We start from the raw sequence: 6,219 nt of genomic DNA on the forward strand, positions 1-6,219 counted from the left end.
ACGAACTGCCGGTGGCGGAACGTTCCTGGCGATACTCGGTCAATCTGGCATTTCTATTTACGACTATTTCGCAAATGAAAAAGTAACTTTCGAAGGCGCGGTCACTGATGAGAATTTGAAAGTTAGTCGACCTTCAGATAACTCTTTAGGTGAATTAAAAGAATGGAATGGTCAATTTATAGATCTTCAAACGCGCGAAGGTTCTACAGTTCGTGGTTATCCGCAGCCACCTTTATTGAGGAAGGAAACATCTTCGAGGTACGTGATTTATTCAGCTTCGGCTGACCCGAGACTTCAAGAATGGATCAAGACAAGCAGCCCGACGCTAGTGACTAATGGCTACGTTCAGCAGCCTGATGGTAAGGCGGATAAGATGGAACTATATCGATATCAACGAACCTTCACGAGCGGTGAAACTGTAGGCGTGCCGGAACTGTCGGACAAATTGACTGGTTCAGTCGCTGATGTCGTACCGAAGTCGAAGCTTGAAGAAGCCGTGCCACTGGATGTCCTAACCAATATGGTGAATTCGGTAACTAGAAATATAGAAGCGGATGCAACCTATGATGGCGTGTCTTTTCCCGAGACATGGACTCGCGATCAGGTCGCAGCTGCTTTCCCTGGTATTCGGTGGGTTGATTTAGTCAGACCTATTGAAAAAGATATTCCTTCAATTCCGGTTATTAGTACGCCTAATGCTGATGTCATTCCTGACTGGGGAACTTCACCAGATAATGGGGATCTGTCAGATCCTCAAGCGCCGCCTATCTCGTCAATTATTCAGCCGTATAAAACAATGCAGTCAGACATTACAAATAGCCTTAGCTTTAACATTCCTCGTGGAGAGTGCCCAGTATTTACAGTGAATTTCTTTGGGAAAATTAAATCCGACAATACATTTTGTGAATTTATGAGTCAGTATGCAGGCGTGTTAAGGGTGATTTTTCTTGCTATGTCTTCAATTCTCTCTGTACGTATTTTTCTAACAGCATAGGTGACTTATGTACGCTGTACTTTTATCTGCTCTAACACTGATAGCAAAATTCTTTGTAAAAGGGACAGTAATCAAATTTGTCTTTTTTTCAGCTCTGGCATATTTCGTTATTGAAATGGTGCCATACATAATCACTTTCTTCCTGGGGGGCAATTATTTAGCTGGCATATTTGATCAGATGCCATCTGGTATTTTGTACTTTCTAAATGTGATTGATTTCAAGACATCATTTCAAATTGTCTTATCTGCTTATGTTGCTCGATTTGTAGTTCGTCGGTTGCCGGTGGTCGGATAATGGCTATTAACCTCTATGTCGGCTTGCAGGGCGCTGGAAAATCATATGAAAGTGTCAAGTCTGTGATTTTGCCTGCGCTCGCTCAGGGGCAGCGTGTCGTGTCTAATATCGAGGGTCTTGATAAGGAGAAGGTCTACAACTACGTAAAAAAAATATTCAAGGTCGAAGAGTCAGCAATAGGCGAGCTTGTATATGTTGAAGATGATTTTATAAAGCGAGATGATTTTTTCCCCACTGAGGCTGGAGATTCAGAATATGTAAAATATGGCGATCTTGTTGTAATCGATGAAGCGTGGAGATTCTTTGATAGTGAAAGAACCTTGCTACCAAACCATAAACAGTTTTTCGGCATGCTGCGACATTATGGCTGTCAAATGGCTGTTATTAACCAGACAAATGGACTTTGTAAAAGTCTACTAGGAAGAATACAGACAACCTATAAAATGCACCGAGCTTTCTCAGTTGGATTTAAAACACGCTACTCGATTATAAGTTTTAGCGGTTCCGAAATGCGAAAGCAGGATATTTATAAGACGCAGGCTTTCTTAAAATACAACCCTGAAATCTTCAGTCTGTATAAATCAGAAAAACAAAAGGCTTCAACAAAGCTAGATAAACGTCAAAACATCTGGTCGGTATTCGGGTTGCTACTTCTAACAATTGGTGTGCTAGCTGTTTCAGCAACGTTTTTGTTTAATCGTTTTTATGGTGTTTCACCACAACGAGATGGAAACGTTACAACAAGCACAACACAACAACGACCATCAACAGCAACAACAAATTTTATTGAGCCTACTCAAAAGGCAACAGCATATAGATACGTGGGATTTTATTCGAAAGGCGATCAGAGATTTGCCTTATTAAGAGATGAAAATCAACTACTCGTTATCATTCCCTACTCAAGATGCACAAATGAAGGTCGACGAACCTCTTGTGAGCATGAAAATGAAAAAGTAACTTTTTATGGTGGTATCAAATGAAAAAAATCTTTCTTACGATTGTTCTCCTCGCAAACTCATTCTTTGCGAATTCAACAAATATCGATTTTTCAATAACGGACGCTGGTCTTAATGATGTAATCACCCTTGTATACTCGGACATCTTAAAAAAACCATTCATGTTAGATCCGGCCATCGTAGAGAAACCGCAAAAAGTAACTTTTTACTTTACTAAAAATCAGGATTTCGAAAAAACCTTTAATTCGTACCTTAATAACTTAGGCTACGAGGTAAAAACAAAAGCAGGTGTCGATTACATAAGAGTTGCACCAGAACGGCATTCAGCACCGCCGAAAACCTTTGTGTATGTTTACCAGCCTTTCCATCGAACTGTTTCATATCTCTCGGATATCATTTCAAACTCACTCCAAAACAACTTTTCTACAGTGACCGGGATTGGTGATGGCAATATGTCACCTGGTTCAGTTGCACCAGATAGCGCTGGGCAGCTGCTAAGCAGAACTGGAGATAGACTTGTTTTTAATGGTACTCAGGCAAAGATAGAAGAGCTGAAAAAGCTACTTTTGGAAATCGATGTACCAAGTGATTCTGTTGAGATAACCGGTTATCTATATGAAGTGGCTACAAACAAAAAAAATGGTTCAGGAATGCAGTTGGCTGCAAAACTACTTTCCGGGAAATTTAAAATCGGCATGGGGGCAACGCGTGGTTATAGCAACTTCATTTCACTCTCATCAGGTAGTGTAGATGCCCTTTATGAGCTGTTTTCCACTGACAACCGGTTTACTGTGGTATCTGCCCCCCGGTTAACGGTGGATTCAGGAGAAAAAGCATCTTTCGCGGTTGGTGATGATGTCCCGGTACTCAACACAACAACCATTACAGATGGAACCGTGCAGCAAGGTGTGTCTTATCAGAGTGCTGGAGTCCTCTTCAATGTGTCACCAGTCGTAATATCATCAAAAATAAGACTTAACTTCACACAGGAGTTGTCTAGCTTCGTAGAGACCACAACCGGCGTTAATGACTCACCGACTAAAACAAAACGAACTATTCAGAGTGTTGTGACAGTTGATAATGGTTCGATAATCGTCGTAGGCGGGCTTGCTTCTCGTAAGAAGTCAGATAACAGAACTGGCATTAGTTTCTTACCGGATATCTTTGCTCAAAATGCTGACTCTGATGAGCACACTGATTTAATTGCGGTCATTCAAGTAAGAAAGCTCGGCTAGCGCTCTTTCGGAGCGCCAGCGACGAAAGAGGGATGGTCGGGCTTTCCCTCTCTCTTTCTCTTTCAAAAAATTTACTTTTCTTTCTTAACCCTTCTTCTATCGATCCGTGTCAATCGATTAATCGTGGGGGCCCCTCTGGGGTTCCGATTTATCGATTTACACCTCCTCGACTATCAAACTTCTATCTGGTCGTTGGGGGGGGCATTTCACCCCAACGACCTGATAAGCCCGTGTGCCCTTTAGCACCGCGCAGCGGTTTGGGGTTCTAGTGACACCCAAACTTTGGTATGGGATCGCATACTTTTCTACAAAACCGCACCGCTCTAAAAAGGTCTTTTTTTCATTTTGTTTTTTCCTTTAACCCACTGAAAAAGGCGTCTATCCGGTCAAGGTCGCCATTTTCCATCAGGTATAATGCAACCTGAGTCCAGGTGATGCTTTTCTTGTGTTCAAAGCTGAGTTCAATTGCTTTTTGTTCCAGCCGTTGTTTAGTCGATAACGGCACTCGCATTGAGATGGTTTTGTTCGTATTCATGAATCCTCCTGGCATTACTCTACAGCAGAGTAGCAGTTGCATAAATAATAGAATATGTGTATACGTATATACAGGGATTCAGGGATACGGTTAAGGTGCTAAATAAATGTACTTTTTTGATTGGCTAGACATCTCTCAAGATTTTGGTGCGGATTTGCCGATCATGAGTGATTTGGTTTATCTAAGACTGAATACGGTAACGGGTGAGCACGGCTCTGTGAATCAGCCATCAATTCGCCATCAGGGGAGCTTTTGTGATCAGCTTATGATTAGCCTCAAGGGCTCAGAGCTGCGTGTATCCGGAAACCCATCTCGCTGGGGACGCCTTGATAATCTCTTTGGACATACGACAATTGATCAATGTGTTGCTGTATACAATGGGGTTCTGCGGTCTATGGGCTTGCCTGAATTCACAAAATGCACAAAAACACTGGTTGTCCAGGGTGATAGTAATGAAAAAGTAACTTTTACTAGCAATGGTGCAATGGTGAGAGAGATTCATATCACTACAAACACTGCTGTTGGTGAAGGTAATGTGCTTGATTACATAAAAGCTGTAAGCACTCAGCGTTATCGTAATTCGACGCCATATCTTTACCCGAACGGGCGTTCGGTTGACTGGCGTACAAAATCAGGAAGCACAAGCTTGGTCTATCCGACGGTATACGACAAAGCAAATAACCTGATTGATAAAAACTTAAACAAGATTATTAAAACATTCGGTGAAAACTCAGAAGAGCATAAGTATCTTCAGACATTGATTGAATATTGCCAAATCAACGGCGTGGTTAGATTTGAGCAAAAGTTAAAAAATGAATACCTCCGTAGAAACAATATGCGTTTCTGGGGTATTGCAAACTTTGATCACTTGGAAGACTTACAGAATCAGTTCCTTGATATTGATCAGAAATTAACGGTGACTGCCATGAATTTTGAAACTATCTCAGATCATCTTATTGCGGAAGGTATTGTAAGCAATACAAAATCGAGCATCACAACAGCTATGTATGCATATCTGTGGATGCAGGGTAAAGAATTTGATTTTTCAAAATCTGCCGTGAAAACTCATCGGGCACGTTTGAGAAAAATCGGTATTGATATTGCTATGCCTTGCAATATTTCTCAGTTCCAGCCAGTGGTGGTGAAAAATGTACGCCAGATCGAGCGTCAAACCCTAACCGCACCATCCTGGTATAAGCAACCACAATTCCTCATGGCAGTGTAAGGACAAATTATGATTAGAATTGAGATTTTAAAATCAGAAATTACAACAAGATCATTTACCGCTAATGGTAAGGATGTGACCATTTTTGAGCAAACAGCTTATATTCATCTCGGTGATGACTACCCAGCTAAATTTTCTTTGACACTGCAAAAAAACCAGCAAGCTTATCAGCCGGGTGATTACACCATACACCCTGGCTCTTTGCGTGTTGGTAATTACGGATCACTGGAATTCCAGCGAAATGTGATTTTAGTACCTTTGAAAAATTAACTACCATGATTTTTTCTTTCTGCAATATTGAAACAAAAGCCTGCAATGACTTCGATTTTAATGTTGTCATTGCTGGTAGTAATTTCGGTATGTTCGAAGGTTTTTTATTGGTAATCGGAGCTTTCCTAATGGGCTTTGCTATAGGCCATATTTGGAAGACCATATTAAGACTATAAATACTTCTGGAGAAACAAAATGGAACCAACAAACGCACTCGCAGGACTTCTGAACGCAATTAACTTTTCTGACCTTATTGCAATCATGGTTGGTGTCGGTACTGCTGGCGTTTCCTTCATTCTTGCTGTGGTTGGTGTTAAACGCTTCTGGGCTCTTGTCAAAGGCATCTAATAACTTTCCATAATACCAAGGGGCTCCGGCCCCTTTTTTTATAACGGTGCAACCATGTTTATTTTAGGAATCATATTAGCCCTTGCATTTATTGCTGGTCTTACGATGAGATAATCATTATGACAACAAAAAAGTTACTTTTGCTCGGTGTCCTACTCACAAGCTTTTCAGTAATGCCTTTCCTTCAGCTGGCTTATGTTGGTGAGTCTTTATTCTCTGCTGGTCTTGGTCGACTCTTTGCTACAAGAGCTGCATCAGCTGCTACAGGTGAAGTATTTTCGAAATTACTACAAAGCACGGTTTCTTCATCAAAAACCATTTTGCAAAAGAAGCTTGCTAATATACCCGCAAAGTCAGCGTT

The 6,219-nt window shown here is 41.2% G+C and carries 8 protein-coding genes and 1 pseudogene; 8 read left to right on the forward strand and 1 reads right to left on the reverse strand.

What is annotated here, in order from left to right; translation table 11 throughout:
• From SK35_RS26710 to SK35_RS26725, 4 genes and pseudogenes are all read left to right on the forward strand, one after another.
• Positions 1-994: pseudogene (locus SK35_RS26710) on the forward strand (hypothetical protein); the annotation flags it as partial.
• A 7-nt stretch (positions 995-1,001) separates the two neighbouring features.
• A complete protein-coding gene (locus SK35_RS27205) occupies positions 1,002-1,289 on the forward strand; it encodes a DUF2523 family protein (RefSeq protein ID WP_048216453.1) in 288 nt (95 codons plus the stop codon).
• Complete coding sequence (locus SK35_RS26720) at positions 1,289-2,269, forward strand: zonular occludens toxin domain-containing protein (protein ID WP_053071044.1); 981 nt, start codon at positions 1,289-1,291, stop codon at positions 2,267-2,269. Before SK35_RS27205 ends, SK35_RS26720 begins: the two co-directional genes overlap by 1 nt.
• Positions 2,266-3,480 (forward strand): type II secretion system protein GspD, encoded by a 1,215-nt coding sequence (locus SK35_RS26725; protein WP_048216452.1) that lies wholly within the window; start codon positions 2,266-2,268, stop codon positions 3,478-3,480. Before SK35_RS26720 ends, SK35_RS26725 begins: the two co-directional genes overlap by 4 nt.
• Positions 3,481-3,820: 340 nt before the next feature.
• On the opposite strand, the gene SK35_RS26730 is transcribed toward SK35_RS26725, so the two are convergent.
• Positions 3,821-4,015: a hypothetical protein gene (locus tag SK35_RS26730; protein ID WP_048216451.1), complete on the reverse strand. Its 195-nt coding sequence runs from the start codon at positions 4,013-4,015 to the stop codon at positions 3,821-3,823.
• 106 nt (positions 4,016-4,121) lie between these two features.
• Here SK35_RS26730 and SK35_RS26735 point away from each other — a divergent pair, with 106 nt between their 5' ends.
• From SK35_RS26735 to SK35_RS26750, 4 genes are all read left to right on the forward strand, one after another.
• Positions 4,122-5,240, forward strand: a complete 1,119-nt coding sequence (locus SK35_RS26735; RefSeq protein ID WP_048216450.1) for a phage/plasmid replication domain-containing protein — start codon at positions 4,122-4,124, stop codon at positions 5,238-5,240.
• A gap of 9 nt (positions 5,241-5,249) precedes the next feature.
• Complete coding sequence (locus SK35_RS26740) at positions 5,250-5,510, forward strand: single-stranded DNA-binding protein (protein WP_048216449.1); 261 nt, start codon at positions 5,250-5,252, stop codon at positions 5,508-5,510.
• Between the two features lie 195 nt (positions 5,511-5,705).
• On the forward strand, positions 5,706-5,858 hold the full coding sequence (locus SK35_RS26745; protein ID WP_156174810.1) for a hypothetical protein: 153 nt from the start codon (positions 5,706-5,708) through the stop codon (positions 5,856-5,858).
• Positions 5,859-5,977: 119 nt separating this feature from the next.
• Positions 5,978-6,219 (forward strand): hypothetical protein (locus tag SK35_RS26750; protein ID WP_215268666.1); only part of this gene is annotated, 242 nt, incomplete at its 3' end.

The organism is Citrobacter sp. MGH105 (genome assembly GCF_001037485.2).
In the GTDB taxonomy this organism is placed as follows: Bacteria; Pseudomonadota; Gammaproteobacteria; order Enterobacterales; family Enterobacteriaceae; genus Citrobacter; species Citrobacter portucalensis.

Excerpts from the sequence above, each read along its gene's own strand:
- SK35_RS26730 (WP_048216451.1), bottom strand. The coding sequence starts at position 4,015 with ATGAATACGAACAAAACCATCTCAATGCGAGTGCCGTTATCGACTAAA.
- SK35_RS26725 (WP_048216452.1), top strand. The coding sequence starts at position 2,266 with ATGAAAAAAATCTTTCTTACGATTGTTCTCCTCGCAAACTCATTCTTT.
- SK35_RS26720 (WP_053071044.1), top strand. The coding sequence starts at position 1,289 with ATGGCTATTAACCTCTATGTCGGCTTGCAGGGCGCTGGAAAATCATAT.
- SK35_RS26740 (WP_048216449.1), top strand. The coding sequence starts at position 5,250 with ATGATTAGAATTGAGATTTTAAAATCAGAAATTACAACAAGATCATTT.
- SK35_RS27205 (WP_048216453.1), top strand. The coding sequence starts at position 1,002 with ATGTACGCTGTACTTTTATCTGCTCTAACACTGATAGCAAAATTCTTT.
- SK35_RS26735 (WP_048216450.1), top strand. The coding sequence starts at position 4,122 with ATGTACTTTTTTGATTGGCTAGACATCTCTCAAGATTTTGGTGCGGAT.
- SK35_RS26745 (WP_156174810.1), top strand. The coding sequence starts at position 5,706 with ATGGAACCAACAAACGCACTCGCAGGACTTCTGAACGCAATTAACTTT.